Raw genomic sequence first — 728 nt, 5'->3', positions numbered from 1 at the left:
GCGTCTTCGAGCAGGTTCGCGACGGTTTCGTTGGCGTCGCCTTTGGTGTGGCCGATGAGGCCGACGGGTCCGCGTTTGATCCAGCCGGTGACGTACGTGGCGGGGACGGGTGTGGTGGAGTGCGGGGACTCGACGACGCGTCCGGCTTCGTTGGGGATGGTGCCGGCTTGTTCGTCGAAGGGGAGGGCACTGATGTTCTGGCTGAGGTAGCCGACGGCACGGTAGACCGCCTGGACGTCCCAGTCGTTGTATGTGCCGGTGCCGCGGACGTTGCCGGTGCCGTCGAGTTCGGTGCGTTCGGTGCGTAGTCCGACGACTTTGCCGTCTTCGCCGAGGACTTCGTGTGGGGATTCGAAGAAGTGCAGGAACAGTTTGTGGGGGCGGTTGCCGACGTCGCGGATGGCCCAGTCCTGCAGGGTGTTGGCGACCATGTCGACCTGCTTGGAGTTGCGGCGGGCTTGTTCGGAGCCTTCGTCGTAGTCGATGTCTTCGGGGGCGACGATGACTTCGATGTTCGGCGAATGATCGAGCTCGCGCAGCTCGAGCGGGGTGAACTTGGCTTGGGCGGGTCCGCGGCGGCCGAAGACGTGCACTTCGGTCGCTTTGTTGGCTTTGAGGCCGTCGTAGACGTTGGCGGGGATTTCGGTGGGGAGCAGTTCGTCGCCGGTTTTGGCGAGGACGCGGGCGACGTCGAGGGCGACGTTGCCGACTCCGAGGACGGCGACTTT

Annotated in this window: 1 protein-coding gene; it reads right to left on the bottom strand. The window is 65.0% G+C overall.

What is annotated here, in order from left to right:
• The coding region (locus ACFI9K_RS24905) for a ferredoxin--NADP reductase domain-containing protein (protein WP_462665982.1) at positions 1-728 on the bottom strand (728 nt) is incomplete at both ends.

This window comes from Rhodococcus sp. PSi06, from assembly GCF_054960675.1.
The sequence above is the reverse complement of the archived record's forward strand: the minus strand, read 5'-3'. Positions and strand labels throughout refer to the sequence as shown.